The organism is Caldimonas taiwanensis NBRC 104434, from assembly GCF_001592165.1.
GTDB lineage: Bacteria > Pseudomonadota > Gammaproteobacteria > Burkholderiales > Burkholderiaceae_C > Caldimonas > Caldimonas manganoxidans.
In genome coordinates this window covers 104,212-121,752 of record NZ_BCWK01000006.1, presented here as the reverse complement: position 1 = coordinate 121,752, position 17,541 = coordinate 104,212, and the positions used below count along the sequence as shown (strand labels likewise).

The following is a 17,541-nucleotide window of genomic DNA, read 5'->3' as shown; positions in this document are numbered from 1 at the left end:
CATCGGTGGGCCATCGAATTCATGAGCCGACCAAGGCGCGCGCCACCTCGCGCACCTGCTCGCGGAACCACCGATGGGCGGCAGACGAATGCGTGCGCTCGTGCCAAAGCTGGTAGTAGTTCATCGGCGGGAATCCCACTGGGCAGCGCACGATGCGCACCGGCAAGTGATCCACATAGCGCTGACAAAACTGCCGCCCGGTGGTCAACACCAGCAGGCTGGCAGCCACCATGTGCGGGATCTGACCAAAGTGGGCACTGCGCACGGTCACACGCCGATGCAAGCCCCGAGCACCCAGATAGGCGTCGATCACGCCCAGGGCTTCGCGTCCGGTGTGCAGCGGCATGGGCGCGACATGCTCACACTCCAGATAGCGCTCCACGGTCCAGCCGCGCGTGCTGCGCACGGCCGGGTGGTCCTGGTTGACCAGGCACACCACCTCGTCGGTCAGCAGCCGCCCCAAATGCAGCTCTTCAGGCGGCTCCAACCAGTTGCCGATCACGAGATCCACCTCGCCCGAGGCCAGGGCGCGGCGCAGATCGAACTGCGCCGTCAGCGGCACGAGATCGAGCTGCGCCAATGGAGCTTCGTGCTTGAAGTGCGCCACCAGCTGAGGCAAGAACAGCGGGTCGAGGTAGTCGCTGGCTGCCACCCGGAACACCCCGGCGGCCGTCGAGGGGTCAAAACTGCGGTGGCGCTGCGGGGCACCGAACAAACGCTCGGCCTCCCGCAAGAGAGTCTGCGCTGGCTCCAGCAGCTCCAAGGCCGTCGGGGTCGGCATCATCTCATTGCCAGCACGCACCAACAAGGCATCGCCCGTCAGCGCACGCAACCGGCGCAAATAGGCACTGACGGCCGGCTGGCTCAAGCCCAGCTTCAAAGCGGCACGTGAGACGCTGCGTTCGGTGATCACGGTGAGCAAGACCCGCACGAGATGAAGCTCGATCTTGTCGAATTCGGCCCGCAGTGTCATATCCATGTTTCGATAACCTTTATTCATATTCTCGTATACACCAAGCCCCCCTTGGCGTTACCGTTGCGGTATTCGCCCTTCGTTGGCCGGCGCCGCAGCAGCGGCTTGGCCCGTACCCCATGGACGCCATGCACACGCGACCGATCCGCTTCTACGCCCAAGGCCAGCTGCACACGCTGGCGCAGGCCGAGCCCACGCGCACCGTGCTGCAATACTTGCGCGAAGACTTGCATTGCACCGGCACCAAGGAAGGCTGTGCCGAGGGCGACTGCGGCGCTTGCACCGTGGTCGTCGGTGAGCTGGCCGATCTTTCGGCCCCGCCGGCGCCCGGCGTCAGCCGCGTCGGGGGCTTGGATCTGCGCAATGTCAACGCCTGCATCCAGTTCCTGCCCACGCTGGACGGCAAGGCCCTGTTCACGGTGGAAGACCTCAAGCGCCTGGCCGGTGGCCGCTTGCATCCGGTGCAACAAGCCTTGGTCGATTGCCATGGCTCGCAATGCGGCTTTTGCACGCCGGGGTTCGTGATGACGCTGTGGCACACCTATGAGCGCCACGGCCGCGGGGCTGCCGGTCGGCCCAGCCGACAGCGCTTGGCCGACGATCTGTCGGGCAACCTGTGCCGCTGCACCGGCTACCGCCCGATCCTGGAGGCCGGACTGCGCATGTTCGATCTGCCGCCGGTGCACCTGGACACCACGCCCATCGAAGCGGCATTGCGCAGCCTGATCCCGGCACGAGGTGCGCAGCTGGCCACGCCAGCCGGCAGCGATCGATTCTTCGCCCCGCGCACCCTGGATGAACTGGCCGAGCTGCGCTTGGCCCATCCGCAGGCCCGGCTGCTGGCCGGCTCCACCGATGTGGGCCTGTGGGTCACCAAGCAGATGCGCCGCCTGGGGGATCTGATTTACCTGGGCGAGGTCGCGGAACTCAAACACATCGTGCAGCGCGATGGGTGCTTGCACATTGGTGCAGGCGCAACGCTGGAAGCGGCCTGGAGCGCCCTGGTGGGACTGTATCCCGAGCTGGCCGAGCTGTGGCTGCGCTTTGCCTCACCCCCCATCCGCCATGCCGGCACCATGGGGGGCAACGTGGCCAACGGCTCACCCATCGGCGACAGCGCCCCGGCGCTCATCGCGCTCGATGCGCGAGTCGTGCTGCGGCGCGGGCCACGGATACGCCGCCTGATGCTCGCCGACTTCTACCTCGATTACATGAAGAACGCGCTGGAGCCGGGCGAGTTCTTGCAGGCACTGGAAGTGCCCCTGCCCCAGCCCGGCCAACTGGTGCGTGGCTACAAAATCAGCAAGCGCTACGACAGCGACATCTCAGCGGTCTGCCTGGGTCTGTCACTGTGGCTAGAAGGCGATACCGTGCGCGACGTGCGCCTGGCTTACGGGGGCATGGCAGCGACCGTGCGCCGTGCCCCACGAGCCGAGGCCGCGCTGCGCGGCGGACCGTGGTCGCTGCCGCGCGTGCAAGCCGCAATGGCCGCACTCGCGCAAGACTTTCGACCCCTGAGTGACCTGCGGGCGACGGCCGAGTACCGGCTGCGTGTGGCCAGCCATCTGATCCTGCGGGCCTGGCACGACAGCCAAGCAGGGGCTGCCCCCGTGACGGTGTGGCACGACAGAGCGCAAGCCCTGCCTGCGGCCTCCGATGCATGAGGAACTCGCCATGAACCAGCGCGCCGACCCAACCGACCTGACCCCCAGCGAGCCCGCTCTGATCGACCCGGCGCCGCGGGCGATCCGCATCGATGCCGATGGCGAGGCGCAACGCCTGCGCGCCGGCCAGCGCGTGGGAGTGAGCCGGCCCCATGAATCGGCCCACCTGCACGTCACTGGAGAAGCCACGTACACCGACGACATTCCCGAGGTCTCTGGCACGCTGTATGCAGCGCTGGGCCTGTCCCGTGTGCCACACGCACGCATCACGGCGCTGAACCTCGAGCCTGTACGGTCCATGCCAGGCGTGGTGGCGGTCTTCACCGCACGGGACATTCCAGGCACCAACGATGTGGCGCCCATCGTGAAGGGAGACGACCCCATTCTGGCCGATGGCCTGGTGCACTATGTGGGCCAACCGGTCTTTGCGGTGGTGGCCACCTCGGTCCAAGCCGCTCGACGCGCTGCTGCCCTGGCGCAGCAACCCGAAGTGGTGGCCTATGAAGAGCTGCCCGCCCTGCTCACCCCCGAAGCCGCGCACGCGGCCGGCCAGTACGTGCTGCCACCCATGCACATGCGACGAGAAAGTGCGCCAGGGGCTGTGCAGCATGTGCTGTCGACGGCGCCGCACAAGCTGCAAGGCACGTTCGAGGTGGGCGGCCAGGAACAGTTCTACTTGGAAGGGCAAATCGCCTATGCCCGCCCGCTCGAAGACGAGGGGATGCTGGTGCAGTGTTCCACTCAGCACCCGACCGAGATGCAGCACGTGGTGGCGCATGCCCTGGGCTTGCAAGCCCATCATGTGCGGGTGGAATGCCGGCGCATGGGCGGAGGCTTCGGCGGCAAAGAGTCACAGTCCGCCCTGTTCGCCTGTGTGGCAGCCATCGCCGCGCGCGCCCTGCGCCGACCGGTCAAGCTGCGCGTGGACCGTGACGACGATTTCCTGATCACGGGCCGACGCCACTGCTTCCACTACGAATACGAAGCGGCCTACGACGACGAAGGGCGCTTGTTGGGCGTCGAAATCGACATGGTCTCACGCGCAGGTTTCTCGGCCGACCTCTCCGGTCCAGTGATGACCCGTGCCTTGTGCCATTTCGACAACGCGTACTGGCTGCCCGAGGTGGCCATCCATGGCTATTGCGCCAAAACCAACACGCAGAGCAACACCGCGTTCCGCGGCTTCGGCGGACCGCAAGGCGCCATTGCCATCGAATGGATCCTCGACTCCATCGCCCGCAAGCTCGGCCGTGACCCGCTGGACGTGCGGAAGCTCAATTTCTATGCTCGCCAGGGACAGACGACTCCCTATGGCCAGCCGGTGGAGGACAACATTCTTCACGAGCTGGTGGACACGCTGGAACGCAGCGCCGACTACCGCGCCCGGCGCGAAGCGGTGCAGGCTTTCAACGCCGCCAGCCCGGTGCTGAAAAAGGGGCTGGCGCTGACACCGGTGAAGTTCGGCATCTCGTTCAACGTGCCGCACTTCAACCAAGCCGGCGCCTTGGTGCACGTCTATAACGACGGATCGATCCTGGTCAACCATGGCGGCACCGAAATGGGCCAGGGCCTGCACACCAAAGTGGCCCAGGTGGTGGCGCACGAGCTGGGGGTCAACTTCGAGCGCGTGCGCTGCAGCGCCACCGATACCGACAAAGTCGCCAACACCTCGGCCACTGCGGCCTCGACCGGCAGCGACCTCAATGGCAAGGCCGCGCAACACGCCGCGCGTCAGATCCGTGATCGTCTCGCCGCCTTTGCCGCCAGCCGATTCGGCGGCGCCCCTCAGGAGGTGCACTTCGCCAACGACATGGTGCATGTCGCAGGCCACCGCCTGACCTTCTCCGAACTCGTCTGGCAAGCCTACCTGGCCCGCGTCCAGTTGTGGAGCGATGGCTTCTACGCCACACCCAAGATCCATTGGGATCCGCAGACCCTGCAAGGCCGGCCCTTCTACTATTTCGCCTACGGCGCGGCGGTGTCGGAAGTGATCGTGGACACACTCACTGGCGAAGCTCGCACCTTGCGCGCCGATATCCTGCACGACGTGGGCCGTTCCTTGAACCCGGCCATCGATCTAGGGCAGGTCGAAGGCGCGTTCATCCAGGGCATGGGCTGGCTCACCAGCGAAGAGTTGTGGTGGGATCCTCGCACTGGCCGCCTGATGACCCATGCGCCCAGCACCTACAAAATCCCCACTGCCAACGACGTGCCACCGGTGTTCAACGTGCATCTGTACGACGCGCACAACCGAGAAGACAGCATCCACCGTTCCAAAGCGGTGGGAGAGCCTCCCTTGCTTTTGGCCTTTTCGGTGTTTTTCGCGATCCGCGACGCCATCTCGGCCGTGGGCGGCCACCGCATCGATCCCCCGCTGCGCGCGCCGGCCACGCCCGAGGCCATCCTGGCGGCCATTCATGCCGTGCAGCAGGCCGGCTGATGTTGCGCGAATTGGCCCGCACCTGGCTCGACCGCGGACAAGCCGCCGCGGTGGTCAGCGTCGAGCACACCCAGGGCTCGGCCCCGCGTGAAGCCGGCACGCGCATGTTGGTCAACGCCTGCGAGGTGGCCGGCACCATCGGCGGCGGGCATCTCGAATTCGAAGCCATCCGTCTGGCGCGCGAGGCCCTGGCCCACCCCGGATGGACCGCGTTCACACAACGCTTTCCGCTTGGGCCACGATTGGGCCAATGCTGTGGCGGAGTGGTCGAGCTGCGCATCGCCCCGCTGGACGAGGCGGCCTGGAGACAATGGCCCGAGACTCCACCGCGTTTCGTGTTGCAGCTCTACGGCGCGGGCCATGTCGGCCGGGCCTTGGTGCGCGTATTGGAAACCTTGCCCTGTCAGGTGCAATGGATCGACGAGCGCGAAGACGCCTTTCCTCCGGACATCCCCCTCTCGACGGCCGCACGCATCGAGCGCCTGTGCGTCGACAGCGTCGAAGCCGAAGTCGCGCGCGCACCTGCCAACGCCTGCTTCCTGGTGATGACCCACCAGCACGACCTGGACCTGCGCATCACCGAAGCCATTCTGCGTCGCGGCGACTTCCGCTACTTCGGTTTGATTGGCTCGAAAACCAAGCGCAGCCGCTTCGAACACCGTCTCATTCAACGAGGCATCGCGCCGCAAGCCCTTGCCCGCATGCGCTGCCCCATTGGCGTGCCCGGCATCGAAGGCAAGTCTCCCGAAGTGATCGCCGTGGCCGTGGCCGCCGAGCTGCTTCAAGCCACTTCGACCGTCGGCGCCCCGCCCCCCTGCTCGCCACCCCCCTTCGCTGGCTGATACCCAAACCTTCCTCCCAAACCGCCTGTCGGGTCCCGGATGATTGGTTGCTGCACGATCGACGAGGCCATTCGCGCCTGCCGGCCCCGCAGGTCCCTGCGCGCTCGCCCCAACCCTTCAAGGCCGACGAGCCGGCCTGGCGCGATGTGTTCGTGGCCATCGACCGGGCCACACGCTGGGTGTTCATCGCCATCAAGAGCCACAAGACGGCTGCGGCGGCCAAAGCCTTCCTCCACATGCTGCACAAGGCCGCGCGGTTCGAGATCCACACCCTGCTCACCGACAACGGCCGTGAGTTCACCGACCGCCCCTTCGGCTCCAAAGCCAAGGGGGCAGCATGCGTTGGACGCCCTGTGTGAAGCCCTGGGCATCGAGCATCGCTGGACCCGGCCGAAGTCGCCCGCAGACCCACGGCATGGTCGAGCGATTCAACGGGCGGCTTGAGCAGGTGCTGCGCGCGCACCCCTTCAACAGCGCCCAGAGCCTGGCCACCCCGCTGCACGGCTGCGTGTGGCTGCGCAACGAGCACCTGCCCCAGAAGGCTCTGCCACACCTCACCCTTCAGGCCATGAAACGATGGCGCCGCTCCCATCCGCATCTGTTCTCAAAACAGGTTGGGAATCATCCGGGACCCGACAGGTAGAGGGCAGAGTGCGCGGATCTGCGGATGGGCAAACGGGCAGGGCAGGAGACTAAAGGGCAAGAACGCCGTCGGACCGGGCTGTCTGCCTGCATCGGCATCGCCCTTGGGCCGGTTCCGCGGCGTTGCTTTACGCAGGAGCGGGTTGCTGTTCCGGTCGCCCCGTCATACGAGAAAGCGCGGAAGAGTAATGCCAGCCAGCAGACCCAGTCCGCCGACGAGTACCAGCAACACACCGAAGGTCACCAGAACGTTCATCCTTGCTTCACGTTTGCGATGCCGCTCGGCATCCTCAAATGACTTGAAGGTCACGTTGCCTCCAGCGTCTCTGTGCTCGAATTCGTAGCGTGCCAATTCCTTGCGAATGCGAACTGCGCTGGTGAACATCCAGATACCCAATGCCACCATGCCGACTGTTACCAGAAAATACATTGCCGTCTTCTCCTACGGTCAACCCTTGATGGCGCTATCACGCCAGGGCGTCGGCATGCCGGATTGTGGGCACTAGCGAAAGCTCTGCACCACACCCTGCGGGCTTTCGAAAATGAAAGTGTATTCTTCATCCAGCGTGTAGACAATCGTGCCGACATCTCCGGCGCCTTCAACACGGATATCCTTACAGGATTCCAGCGTGTGGAAGGTGTTCGACCTGACCTGCTCGATGCTCGAGAATTCACAGACCAGGCGGGACGAATTGATGCCATTCCGGTGGACCCGCACGATGGTTGCGTTGGATGCCTGATCACAGGGTGTCTCGCTTGCCACGTAGTAACCAGGACGTAGCGGCAGCATGGTGATCCTGCGTGGTACTTCCACTTCCGCGGCGCTGCGGGCTTGGCGGCCAGTGCCGCCGCAGCAGCCGTTCGTGTGGCTCAGGGCCAGCTTGCGCCGCACGCACGAGTGGGCCCAGATCGGAAAGCCGTCGGTCATCTCGCGCCTCCTGCCTGAAGGGGGTCTTTTGCCGGTTCTCGCCTGTATGGGCGCGAAGTATGGCTCCTCGTCCCCCTTCGGTCCCCCCGATCGAGAGGAACGACCAGCGCTTACATCTGGCAGGGTTTGGTGGCAAACAGGCGTCGCGGCGCTGCTTGCAAACGGCAGCGGCTCTCATGGCTGCAGGCGTGCTGCGTAGGGCGCACTGTCAGCGCAGGGACAGGGAGACGAGCGGCTCGCTGTCGCGATAGGCCTGGACGAAGGCGCGGTCGATGCGATCCTTCCAGCGCCACACCCAGGCCCCACGAGCCGACAGGGGGCCCCAGCTGGCCAGCGCAGTGCCATCGGCGCAAGACAGCAGCGCCAAGGCCCGCCGCTGCGGACGATACATCGCGTAGGGTCGCCCGGCCGCCCAGGCGCGCAGGTTGGCAGCGAGGACCGGGCCTGCGCGCACGGCATAGACACCGCTGCGGGGATGGGGAGCGTCGATACGGCAGGACACGTCGCCCACCGCGAACACCTCAGGGTGGGAGACGGATTGCAAGCTGGCGGTCGTGGCGATGAAGCCATCGGCGGCCAAGCGCAGGCCGCTGTGAGCGAGCCAAGCCGGAGGCTGCACGCCCAAGGCCACGACCGGCGCATCGCAAGGCAGGCGACTGCCACCGGACAGGCGCAGCTGTCCGGGCTCGATCTCGACCGCGTCGTCGGCGATGACGGTGATGCCACGCGACTTGAGCACCGCCAGGGCGCGATGGCGCAGCCCACGCGGAAATCGCGGCAGCAATCCGGCGTTGCCGGCCACGAGGGTGACGCGCGCCTGGGCGACCAGCGCGTGACGCATGGCCACGGCCAGTTCGAAGCCTGCCGCCCCGCCACCGATGACCACCACTTGCAGCCCGGGCTGGCGCGCCGCGAGGGATTGCAAACGCGGCCAAAGGTGCATGAAGGCATGCAGCGGGCGTACGAACAGGGCATGTTCGCGGGCCCCGTCGATCAGGTCGCGAGAGAGTTCTCCGCCCGTATCGAGGCTGAGCGCGTCATAAGCCAGCTCGCCACCGCTGGCCAAGCGCAGCTGGCGGGCATCGGGCCGCACCCCGACCACGGCATCGAGCACCACACGTGCGCCGGCACGGCGGGCCAGCGCGGCCAGGTCGATCTGTGCCTCATGCGCGCTATAGCGGCCCGCAATGACGCCAGGCACCATGCCGGAATACCACTGCACGGGCTGTGGGGTGACCAGCGTCACCTCGACCCCGGGCAAGACCTGTTGTGCAAAAGCAGCCAAAACCTGGACATGGGCATGGCCTCCACCGGCCAGCACGAGTTGTTTCATTCGGATCCTCCCGGGCGGTGCTGCAGGTCTCGCACGAAGGCGATCGCCTGGCTGCCCGTATTGTCGGTATCGGCCCCTACGGCGATGGCAAGCAGGCGCGGCACGTCGGTGGCCTCGTCGTGGAAGGCGCGCAGGAAGTCGGCCGCCAGGTCGCGCGACTCGCGACGCCAAGGCGTAGGAGCAGCTTCACCGCTGCGCAGCACGAGGTAGCGCACGCGGCGACTGTAGGCATTGTCGATCACCGTGCCAGCGGCCAGATCGGTATCCCACACATAGCACAGCGTGGCAGCGGGCAAGTCGCTGCCGCTGCGCGCGCGGGCCATGCGCAACAACTGCCGCTCGAAGAAGGGGACGCGTTCCAGCGCATGATCGAACAAGGCACAGACCTTCACCGAGGTATCGTCACCTGCCTTGGTGCGCAAGTCGGTATGTTCGGCAAAGCGTGCCACACGCCAGGACCAGCTCAAATGGCCCGGCCGGCTCTTGACTGGATGCACAAAATTGCCATAAGACGCCTGGGCCTCGATGCGCAGGCTGGACACCCCATCCATCTCGACGAGACTGTAACGGGTGCGAGGCAAGGTCTGTCCTGGCAGACCCACGAAATGCCAAGGAGGAGCCGGCGCGGCCCCAGATGCGCCGGCCCAGGGGCTCAGCTCGGACGCCACGCCGCTGAGGCTGTGGAGCAGCAGGGCCGCCAGGGCGATTCGCAGGAGCAAGAGGCCACGGAACATGCCAAGCAGAGTCAACCGCCGCGACAAAGTTCAGTGGCTGCACCGCTGCGCCGGGATCCGCCCACCGAAGGCTGGCCGGCCCTGCCTGGCGAGATGGTCCAGCCGTTGGCAAGGCCGACGGCCGCAGCACGAATTCATTGCACGCCCGAGGAATCCCCCCACACCAGGCTCGATGGGCCAAAGCCCGAGGACAGGCCGGTCGTGGCGAACAGGCGTGAGTCCAGCCGGCTGGAGACGACTTCGGGCGAAGCGTAGAAGCGCAGACGGTTACGGCCGGCTCGCTTGGCTTCGTACAGCGCTTCGTCGGCCTGGTGCAGCAGGTCCACCAGATCGACTCGCCTGGATTGCAGCATGGCAGCCGACGCATAGGCCACGCCGATGCTCACCGTGCAGCGCAGGAAGCGGCTGCCGGTGTCGATTTCCAACACTTCGAAACTATGGCGCAGTCGCTCGGCGAAGACTCGGGCGCCGGGCACATCGGTGCCTGGCAGGACGAGACAGAATTCCTCGCCCCCCAAGCGAGCGAACAGATCGGTCTCGCGCTTGGCCCGGTGCACCAGCTGCGCCAAGGCCTTGAGCACGAGGTCGCCCACGGCATGCCCGTGCTCGTCATTGACCCGTTTGAAATGATCGATGTCCAGCATCAGCACGGTCACTGACTGGCCCATCTGCGCCGACAGGGCCACCAGGCGCGCCGCACGCTCTTCGAAGCCGCGACGGTTGAGCGCCCCGGTCAGTGCGTCACGCAAGGCCATGGACCGCAAGCGCTCGGCCAGCCGGAAGTTGATGAGCAACACCAGCAGCAAGCCCAACATGCCCGCGCCGATGAAGGAGAAAAAAATCAACCCGATGTTGGCCAGACTGATGAGTTCTCGCCAGGCCGTCGGCCCGGCGTGCAGCAACACGACGCCGCGCACCGTCCATCCCAGCAACAGGAACAGGCCACTGGCCACCAGCCCGAAGCGGATCGCTCCGTAGCCTGGCCGCCGAAAGCGCACCGACAACCAAACGAATCGCGCCCACGCAAGCCCCGCGAACAACGACATGCTCGAGACGGCCCCATACTGTCGGCCTGAAGCCGTCAGGCCCAGCAACACCAGCATGGCCAACACCGACAGCATCACCACGGTCGCGGCGCGTGAAGGCAACCCTTGATGTCGCCTCAGTCCCTCCCCGAACAGTCCGATGCCCAGCAATTGAATCGCCGAGGCCGGGGCATACATCCACACCCACACCCCTTGCGCCTGGGCCACGGCCACTCCGGCCAAGCCCGTGCCCACCATCATCAGGGCCACCGCAGCCAGCCAATGACCGGGACCCCGGATATGGCGCGATTCATGGCGCAGAACGGCCAACAGCGCCAGAATGATCAGCGACAAGACGCACAGCGCCAGCAACAGCCCCCAATATTGAGCGATCGTCAAGTTGTAGAAGACGTTCATGCGGTCGCGCCACAGACAGTGCCCGCAGACGCATCGTGCGTGCCGGGTCGATACATGGCACATCGGTTGCGCCCTTGCTGCTTGGCCGCATACAACGCGGTATCGGCACGGGCCAGCAAGGACTCCCACGAGACGTGGGCTGGCTGATCGACCGCCACGCCCAGACTGACCGTCACCGGCCGACGCAGAGCGGCCAGGCGGGCGCACTGCGATTCGATCACCGAACGAAGACGCTCGGCTTGCGCCATGGCCTCGTCGGCGGTCGCGCCTCCCAAGACGATCACGAATTCCTCGCCTCCCAATCGAGCCACCACCGCCGCCTCACTGAAGTGCTCGGTCATGACTTTGGCCAGCGCCTGCAACACGGCATCGCCGCGCAGATGGCCTTCTTCGTCGTTGATGCGCTTGAAATGATCGATGTCCAACGCGATGACCGCCACCGATGAATGCCCGACGCGTCGGGTGAAGGCAAAAATGCTGTGCACCGCCTCTTCCAGCCCTCGCCGATTGAGCAATCCGGTCAGCGGATCGCGCACAACCAGCGTGTGCAGCTGTCCGTTCATGCGCGCGGTCATCAGCAAGGTGAACCCGCAAATGACCGCCAAGATCAACAGGGTGGTCACCATGCTTGCGCCGGCCAACAACGCCGGGGACCTGAGCGCAGGCCACGGCCCCCACAGCGCGATGAGGCGCCAAGCCGCGAAAAAAAAGATCAGCGCGCACGCCAACTCCAAGAACACCATCGTGCGATGCATGCCCGGTCGTCGCGACCGTCGCAAGGTCAGGAGGACCGCCCCCATCAGCACCATGATGCCTGCGGTCCGCACCGTGACCAACCCATCGTCCGAACCACCAGCCACCATGATGGCGGCGGACAACAACACCGAGCTGGCCACCACCACCACCGACAGACGCCAGGGTTGAGGGCGTTGCAAATAGCGATTCAGACCCGACAAAAGCAAGGCGTAACCCGTCAGCAACAAGGGTTCACGCCACACGAGCAAGGCGCCTGGCAGATGCGACGATCCGCCCAACATCGCGCTTCCGGCGGCCAAAGGCACGAAAGCCGCCGCCCACAAACCTGCCCCTTCAGCCTCCGGCACGTGGGGAATGGTCAGGGTCAAAATGATCGAGAACAACGCACCCACCACGGCACAGGCCAAAAATACGAGTGAATAATCCATCGGGCGGCGGCGGGACTGTGGCGCGGAAAAGTCCCACAAGGGGGCGACATGCGCCGCAGTATGCCAAGCAAGCGCCAAAGCAAGCAAGATCGCCCCACGGGCAGCCCTTGCGTCGAAGAAGCCCGGGATTGCCGGTCAATTCGGCCGCTTGGTTCGCTCGCCCTGCTGGCATAGTCAGACGCGAAATTGCGCCGCCGATCCACATGTCCGACACCCGCCCCTTGCCGCTCTTGCAGACCGATGCACCGGCTCTCCCGGAGCGGGAGAAGTTTCGTCGGCCGGCGTACCGGTGGCCCACACCAGCTTATGCCGCTTACCCCTCGGCTCAAGAGCAACTTCAGCCGATCGACTGCATCATCGAAGGGCTGAATCTGAAGCAGATCCACGGGCGGCTGATCTTCTTCGTGCCCGAGGAGCAAGTGCTGCACGTGCAAGTGCCTCCAGCACGCACGACCATGGCCTTGCGGTTCCATCAGTTCCGCGCCCTGCATCTGAAGCAACCGGTCGAGGCCCACCCCTCGGCGGCACTCACGCAGATGGAGGGTTTGCTCGACACCCGTCCGCAAACCCCGTACGTGGTGCGCATGAAAGACGGGCCAGACTTGCAAGGCGTGACCATCGGCCACGTGGAAACCGACTTTGGGCTGTTCTTGTTTCCGCCCATCGACGACCAGGGAACCGTTCAGCGTCTATTCATTCCCCGCCACGCCTACTCGCGCGTCGAATTGGGGCCGCGCATCGGCGAAGTGCTCGTGCAGCAGCGCGCGGCCACGACACAAGACATCGAACTCGCCGTGCGTGAGCAGGCCACCTTGCGAGAGCGCAAGATCGGCGACATCTTGATGTCCAAGCGCATCGTCAGCCCAGACCAGCTCAAAGCCGCCATCGAGCAGCAAAGCCGCATGCCGGTAATGCGCATCGGCGAGGCGCTGGTCTCGATGGGCTTGGTGACTCAAGAGCAGATCGATGAAGCCTTGGCCGAGCAGGCCAAGGATCGCAGCGTCCCCTTGGGCGAGCTGCTGGTGCGCATGCAGCTGGTGTCCCGAAAGGACTTGCAGGCGGCTCTGGCCCGCAAAATGGGCTATCCGCTGGTGGACGTGGACCACTACCCGGTCAGCACGGACGCCTTGTCGAAAGTGCCCTATGCGGTGGCCGAACGACTCGAAGTGCTGCCCTTGATGCTTTGGGACTCCCGCTTGATCGTGGCGATGGAAGATCCGTCTCGCCATTCGGTGATCGAGGAGTTGGAGTTCGTCAGTCAACTCAAAGTGGTTCCCACGCTGGGCGCGTCGGTCAATCTGTCTTTGGCCATCAAAAGTGCCTACGAGAAAGTAGGCGCCGACGTCTGGTCATCGCAAGCCCACTTACCCACGATCGAGTTCCAGCCCGATTCGGCCAACCTGTTGGTCGAGTCGTTGGAGCGAGACCTCAACACACAACCGGCCGCCGATCTCGAAGAAAAGCCGATCGAGCAGTCGGACAACTCGCTGGTTCGGCTCATCAACACCATGATCGTGGAGGCCTATCAGCAAGGTGCGTCCGACATCCACATCGAATGCTACCCCGGGCGCGAAAAGGTCAAGGTGCGCTTCCGCAAAGACGGCTTGTTGCAACCGTACCTGGAATTGCCGCACACCTACCGCAATGCCATGGTCGCACGCATCAAGATCATGTGCGACCTGGACATCTCCGAGCGGCGCAAGCCGCAGGACGGGAAAATCAATTTCGCTCGCTTCATGCCGGGGCACCGCATCGAGCTGCGAGTGGCCACGATCCCGACGAACAACAATCTCGAGGACGTGGTGATGCGCATTTTGGCCTCGGCCAAGCCCATCCCGCTGGATCAGCTCGGTTTGGCCGCCGACAACCTGCAACGCTTGCAGCAGGCCATGGAGCGCCCGCACGGCCTGGTGCTGTGCGTCGGCCCCACGGGTTCAGGCAAGACCACCACGCTGCATTCGGCACTGAGCTACATCAACGTGCCCGAACGCAAGATCTGGACGGCCGAAGACCCGGTGGAAATCACCCAGCCGGGGCTGCGCCAAGTCCAGATCAACCCCAAAATCGACTGGACCTTCGCCAAAGCCCTGCGAGCCTTTTTGCGCGCCGACCCTGACGTGATCATGGTCGGTGAAATCCGGGATCAGGAAACGGCTCAGATGGCCATCGAAGCCTCGCTCACCGGGCACCTCGTGCTGTCCACGCTGCACACCAACAGCGCGCCAGAGACCGTCACCCGCTTGCTGGACATGGGCATGGATCCGTTCAATTTCGCGGACTCCTTGCTGGCCGTGCTGGCCCAGCGCTTGGTTCGCCGGCTGTGCACCGAATGCCGCACCAGCCGACCCGCCACGGCCGAGGAAGTCGATGAATTGCTGGCCGACTATCTGCATGTGGACCCAGGCCACGAGGCCCACTCGAGGCGCGAGTCCTTACTGAAGGAATGGATCGAACGCTACGGCCGTGACGGCCGCTTGATGCACCACGAAAGCCCAGGCTGCGACAAATGCAACCACACCGGCTATCGCGGGCGCGCGGGGCTGCATGAATTGATGATCATCAGCCGCGAGCTGCGCCACCTCATTCAAACGAATGCGCGCGCCGACCAACTGCAACAGCGCGCGCTCCAGGAGGGCATGCGCACGCTGCGCCAGGACGGCATCCTCAAAGTGCTGGCCGGGGTGACCACGCTGGCCGAGGTGCGCGCCACCAGCAGCACCTGAGGGCCCCGGCGCAGGCCGGCCTCAGCCCAGATCCGTATACCGCTCGATGATGCGGGAGACGATGCCGTAGTCGATCGCCTCCTGCGCATTCATCCAGTAGTCGCGCTCCATGTCGGCCTGCACTTTTTCCAGCGGCTGCCCGGTGGCTGCTGCGGTGTGGCGCGCGATGCGTTCACGGATGCGCAAAATCTCGCGGGCCTGGATGGCAATGTCCGTGGCTTGACCACCGGCGCCGCCGCCAGGCTGGTGGATCATGAACCGGGTGTTGGGCAAGCACACGCGGCGTTCTTTCGGGGCCGCCAAGAACACATGCGTGCCGGCACTGGCCACCCAGCCGGTGCCAATCGTGGTGACTGGCGAGCGCACGAAGCGGATCATGTCGTGAATGGCATCGCCCGATTCCACATGGCCGCCAGGCGAGGACACCAGCACATGGATGGGGGCGTCCGACTCCCGATCCATGGCGATGAGCTTCTCACACGTCGCGCGCGCGACGGCCGGATTGATCTCACCAAACACCAAGACGAAGCGCGACTGGAACACCAGGCGTTCGGTGAGGTTTCCCGCCTTGTCGAGCTTGTCGGACTTGTCGCCCGCCTCACCGCCCCACACGGGATCGTTGGAAACGAAAAATGGCTGCATGGTCATGGGTTCTCGTCTGTGAACAAGAAGCCTTCCAACGATAGCGCATCTGCGGGCACCGCAAGGCCGAGCGCCGGTGTGCCGACCTCATCCGCCTCCGCGCTGCATGTACAGATCGAAGTGCCGCATGAAGGCCTGCCGCAGCCTGGCCTCCACCCCCTCGAAGCGAAAAGACACGCTCAAACGCGGCAACTGCACCAGCGCGATGCGCCGTGGCGGCAGCGCCTGCCAGCGCAACGTCAGACGACCGGAGCCCAGCTCCACCTGCGCTTGGCCGCGATCCAGCCGCAGCGGCGCCTGGCCGACCGCCCCGGGCAGCCAGGCCAGCCATTCGGCCTCGGTACATCCCATGTCCCGCTCGAAGCACTCGGCAGGCTCGAAGGGCATGGTCTTCAGCCCCCGGCAATCGGCGGCCAGATCGCCAACACATCGCCTTCTTGCAAGCGGCGGGTGGCGCGCTCCTGGGGCGGCACGAACACACCATTGACCAGCACCAAGTGCACGAGCTTCATTGGCAGGTTGAACGGGGCCACGATCTGCTCGATCGTGGCTTGTGGGTCCACGTCGAGCTCGATGCGGTTGTCGCTGCGCGCCTGCGGCGGCAGATAGTCGGTCAGTGTGGCGTAAAGCTTGAAGGTGATTCTCATGGCCCGATCATGCCGCCGCCTTCAGCCGCGCGGCTTGCCACTGGTGCTGCGCCTGCGCGCAGGCAAGGTAAGCCTCCATCAGCCGCGTGGGCTCGCGCAGCAGCCGGTCTTTCCACGCCCCCAGGCGCACACGGCCCTCCACCAGGCCGCGCAAGACGCCCACATGCTCGGTCCAGCCAATGGTGTTGCAGCCCACCAGACGGTCTGCCTCGAACTGCAGGCTCAGGTGCTTCCATTGGGCCTCATCGGTCAGCTCGACACCCTCGCCGCCAGGCACGCCTTGCCACAGACCAAAGCTCGTGCTGATGAGCCCCAGGGTGTCGAGCACGTTGATCTGCGTCACGCCTTTGAGCACGGCAGGCTTGCCAGCCATGTTCATCGCTGCCACGTAGGCTTGATCGGCCGCGTTGGGCTGGATCGCGCTGACGATGGGGCGGCCGGTCACCAGGTCCAGCGCTTCGGCACAATCGCCAGCGGCATAGATGCCCGGCACGTTGGTGCGCATGTGTTCGTCGGTCAGCACCCCCTGCAGGCAAGTCACGCCCGAGTTCTCGAGGAAGGCGATGTTGGGCTTCACACCGGTGGCGCTGATGACCAGGTCCACGCTGAGGTGCTGGCCATTGGACAGCCGCACTTTCAACGGCGTGCCGCTGTCGATGGCCTCCACCCGGGTGCCGGTGTAGACCGTCACGCCCTTGGACTCCACCCAGCGCTTGATCATGCCGCCGGCGGTCGGCCCCATCATGCGCGGCACCATGCGGTCGCCCATTTCCACCACGGTCAGCTGCACGCCGCGCAGGGCCAGCGCTTCCATGATGATGCAGCCGATGAAGCCAGCGCCCATCTGCAGCACGCGTGCGCCCTTGGTGGCCAAGCGTTCGATGGCGCGAGCATCCTCCAGCGTCCAGCACGCATGCACGCCCGGCAGATCCAAGCCAGGAATGGGCGGGCGCACGGGGCTGGAGCCGGTGGCGATCAACAAGGTGTCGAAGTCCAGGAGGCTGTCGTCATCCAGCGTGAGGCGACGAGCCGCTGCATCGAGCCGTTTGGCCCGCTGCTGTCGCACCTGGATGTTCAAGCGCTGAAAGTGATCGGCTCGCTTGCGCAAGTAGGTGCCCGACTCGCCGATCTGGCCGCTCAAGAGATAAGGAATGGCCATGCGCGAGTATGGCGGCTCGCGTTCTGCTCCGATGAGGAGGATCTCGTCGCGCGGGGCGTGTTTGCGCAAGGTTTCCGCGGCGATCACGCCGGCCGGGCCGGCGCCGAGGATGACGTGTTTCATGGAAGGCTCCAAAAACCAGGGGCGGCGCCAGCGCGCTGGGCCGCCCCACGGGGTCACGCCACCGG

The 17,541-nt window shown here is 65.3% G+C and carries 17 protein-coding genes; 6 read left to right on the top strand and 11 right to left on the bottom strand.

All coding sequences use genetic code 11. The annotated features are described in order from the left end of the window. Positions 1 to 19: 19 nt before the first annotated feature. Positions 20 to 973 carry a LysR family transcriptional regulator gene (locus CTA01S_RS07325; protein ID WP_062193875.1) on the bottom strand — a complete coding sequence of 318 codons (954 nt, stop codon included), beginning with the start codon at positions 971 to 973 and terminating at the stop codon, positions 20 to 22. Positions 974 to 1,092: 119 nt separating this feature from the next. Between CTA01S_RS07325 and xdhA the strand changes: the two genes are divergently transcribed. From xdhA to CTA01S_RS07300, 5 genes are read left to right on the top strand one after another with little or no spacing between them, the layout of a single operon-like run. Continuing rightward, positions 1,093 to 2,637, top strand: coding sequence for a xanthine dehydrogenase small subunit (xdhA, locus tag CTA01S_RS07320; RefSeq protein ID WP_019559988.1), 1,545 nt, complete (start codon positions 1,093 to 1,095; stop codon positions 2,635 to 2,637). 10 nt (positions 2,638 to 2,647) lie between these two features. After that, positions 2,648 to 5,077, top strand: a complete 2,430-nt coding sequence (gene xdhB / locus CTA01S_RS07315) for a xanthine dehydrogenase molybdopterin binding subunit (RefSeq protein ID WP_062193873.1) — start codon at positions 2,648 to 2,650, stop codon at positions 5,075 to 5,077. Then, a complete protein-coding gene (gene xdhC / locus CTA01S_RS07310; protein WP_062193869.1) occupies positions 5,077 to 5,919 on the top strand; it encodes a xanthine dehydrogenase accessory protein XdhC in 843 nt (280 codons plus the stop codon). The genes xdhB and xdhC overlap by 1 nt, the downstream gene beginning before the upstream one ends. Positions 5,920 to 5,966: 47 nt before the next feature. Next, positions 5,967 to 6,278, top strand: a complete 312-nt coding sequence (locus tag CTA01S_RS07305; RefSeq protein WP_062193865.1) for a DDE-type integrase/transposase/recombinase — start codon at positions 5,967 to 5,969, stop codon at positions 6,276 to 6,278. 56 nt (positions 6,279 to 6,334) lie between these two features. Next, entirely contained in the window at positions 6,335 to 6,562 is a 228-nt protein-coding gene (locus CTA01S_RS07300; protein ID WP_084362347.1) for a hypothetical protein, read from the top strand. Between the two features lie 162 nt (positions 6,563 to 6,724). On the opposite strand, the gene CTA01S_RS07295 is transcribed toward CTA01S_RS07300, so the two are convergent. The 6 genes from CTA01S_RS07295 to CTA01S_RS07270 all read right to left on the bottom strand — a co-directional run bounded on the left by CTA01S_RS07295 (position 6,725) and on the right by CTA01S_RS07270 (position 12,182). After that, positions 6,725 to 6,991: a hypothetical protein gene (locus tag CTA01S_RS07295; RefSeq protein WP_062193857.1), complete on the bottom strand. Its 267-nt coding sequence runs from the start codon at positions 6,989 to 6,991 to the stop codon at positions 6,725 to 6,727. Positions 6,992 to 7,063: 72 nt separating this feature from the next. Beyond that, complete coding sequence (locus tag CTA01S_RS07290; protein ID WP_062193854.1) at positions 7,064 to 7,489, bottom strand: hypothetical protein; 426 nt, start codon at positions 7,487 to 7,489, stop codon at positions 7,064 to 7,066. Between the two features lie 208 nt (positions 7,490 to 7,697). Next, positions 7,698 to 8,822 carry an FAD-dependent oxidoreductase gene (locus tag CTA01S_RS07285; RefSeq protein ID WP_062193851.1) on the bottom strand — a complete coding sequence of 375 codons (1,125 nt, stop codon included), beginning with the start codon at positions 8,820 to 8,822 and terminating at the stop codon, positions 7,698 to 7,700. Further along, positions 8,819 to 9,541 (bottom strand): DUF3047 domain-containing protein, encoded by a 723-nt coding sequence (locus tag CTA01S_RS07280; RefSeq protein WP_198150809.1) that lies wholly within the window; start codon positions 9,539 to 9,541, stop codon positions 8,819 to 8,821. Before CTA01S_RS07280 ends, CTA01S_RS07285 begins: the two co-directional genes overlap by 4 nt. Before the next feature lie 149 nt (positions 9,542 to 9,690). After that, on the bottom strand, positions 9,691 to 10,998 hold the full coding sequence (locus CTA01S_RS07275) for a GGDEF domain-containing protein (protein WP_062193844.1): 1,308 nt from the start codon (positions 10,996 to 10,998) through the stop codon (positions 9,691 to 9,693). Continuing rightward, positions 10,995 to 12,182, bottom strand: coding sequence for a GGDEF domain-containing protein (locus CTA01S_RS07270; RefSeq protein WP_062193840.1), 1,188 nt, complete (start codon positions 12,180 to 12,182; stop codon positions 10,995 to 10,997). The genes CTA01S_RS07275 and CTA01S_RS07270 overlap by 4 nt, the downstream gene beginning before the upstream one ends. 203 nt (positions 12,183 to 12,385) lie before the next feature. On the opposite strand from CTA01S_RS07270, the gene CTA01S_RS07265 reads away from it, so the two are divergent. Next, entirely contained in the window at positions 12,386 to 14,905 is a 2,520-nt protein-coding gene (locus CTA01S_RS07265) for a GspE/PulE family protein (protein WP_232301019.1), read from the top strand. Positions 14,906 to 14,926: 21 nt separating this feature from the next. Here CTA01S_RS07265 and CTA01S_RS07260 read toward each other — a convergent pair whose 3' ends face one another. The 4 genes from CTA01S_RS07260 to CTA01S_RS07245 form a co-directional block, all read right to left on the bottom strand. Continuing rightward, complete coding sequence (locus CTA01S_RS07260) at positions 14,927 to 15,553, bottom strand: ATP-dependent Clp protease proteolytic subunit (RefSeq protein ID WP_019559980.1); 627 nt, start codon at positions 15,551 to 15,553, stop codon at positions 14,927 to 14,929. Between the two features lie 81 nt (positions 15,554 to 15,634). Beyond that, positions 15,635 to 15,934: a hypothetical protein gene (locus CTA01S_RS07255; protein WP_019559979.1), complete on the bottom strand. Its 300-nt coding sequence runs from the start codon at positions 15,932 to 15,934 to the stop codon at positions 15,635 to 15,637. Positions 15,935 to 15,939: 5 nt separating this feature from the next. After that, positions 15,940 to 16,194 (bottom strand): sulfur carrier protein ThiS, encoded by a 255-nt coding sequence (gene thiS, locus CTA01S_RS07250; RefSeq protein WP_062193836.1) that lies wholly within the window; start codon positions 16,192 to 16,194, stop codon positions 15,940 to 15,942. 7 nt (positions 16,195 to 16,201) lie between these two features. Then, a complete protein-coding gene (locus tag CTA01S_RS07245) occupies positions 16,202 to 17,476 on the bottom strand; it encodes an NAD(P)/FAD-dependent oxidoreductase (RefSeq protein WP_019559977.1) in 1,275 nt (424 codons plus the stop codon). Between the last annotated feature and the right edge of the window lie 65 nt (positions 17,477 to 17,541).

Coding starts and splice junctions, on each gene's coding strand:
- CTA01S_RS07325 (WP_062193875.1), bottom strand. CDS start 973: ATGACACTGCGGGCCGAATTCGACAAGATCGAGCTTCATCTCGTGCGG.
- xdhA (WP_019559988.1), top strand. CDS start 1,093: ATGGACGCCATGCACACGCGACCGATCCGCTTCTACGCCCAAGGCCAG.
- xdhB (WP_062193873.1), top strand. CDS start 2,648: ATGAACCAGCGCGCCGACCCAACCGACCTGACCCCCAGCGAGCCCGCT.
- xdhC (WP_062193869.1), top strand. CDS start 5,077: ATGTTGCGCGAATTGGCCCGCACCTGGCTCGACCGCGGACAAGCCGCC.
- CTA01S_RS07300 (WP_084362347.1), top strand. CDS start 6,335: ATGGTCGAGCGATTCAACGGGCGGCTTGAGCAGGTGCTGCGCGCGCAC.
- CTA01S_RS07295 (WP_062193857.1), bottom strand. CDS start 6,991: ATGTATTTTCTGGTAACAGTCGGCATGGTGGCATTGGGTATCTGGATG.
- CTA01S_RS07290 (WP_062193854.1), bottom strand. CDS start 7,489: ATGACCGACGGCTTTCCGATCTGGGCCCACTCGTGCGTGCGGCGCAAG.
- CTA01S_RS07285 (WP_062193851.1), bottom strand. CDS start 8,822: ATGAAACAACTCGTGCTGGCCGGTGGAGGCCATGCCCATGTCCAGGTT.
- CTA01S_RS07275 (WP_062193844.1), bottom strand. CDS start 10,998: ATGAACGTCTTCTACAACTTGACGATCGCTCAATATTGGGGGCTGTTG.
- CTA01S_RS07270 (WP_062193840.1), bottom strand. CDS start 12,182: ATGGATTATTCACTCGTATTTTTGGCCTGTGCCGTGGTGGGTGCGTTG.
- CTA01S_RS07265 (WP_232301019.1), top strand. CDS start 12,386: ATGTCCGACACCCGCCCCTTGCCGCTCTTGCAGACCGATGCACCGGCT.
- CTA01S_RS07260 (WP_019559980.1), bottom strand. CDS start 15,553: ATGACCATGCAGCCATTTTTCGTTTCCAACGATCCCGTGTGGGGCGGT.
- CTA01S_RS07255 (WP_019559979.1), bottom strand. CDS start 15,934: ATGCCCTTCGAGCCTGCCGAGTGCTTCGAGCGGGACATGGGATGTACC.
- thiS (WP_062193836.1), bottom strand. CDS start 16,194: ATGAGAATCACCTTCAAGCTTTACGCCACACTGACCGACTATCTGCCG.
- CTA01S_RS07245 (WP_019559977.1), bottom strand. CDS start 17,476: ATGAAACACGTCATCCTCGGCGCCGGCCCGGCCGGCGTGATCGCCGCG.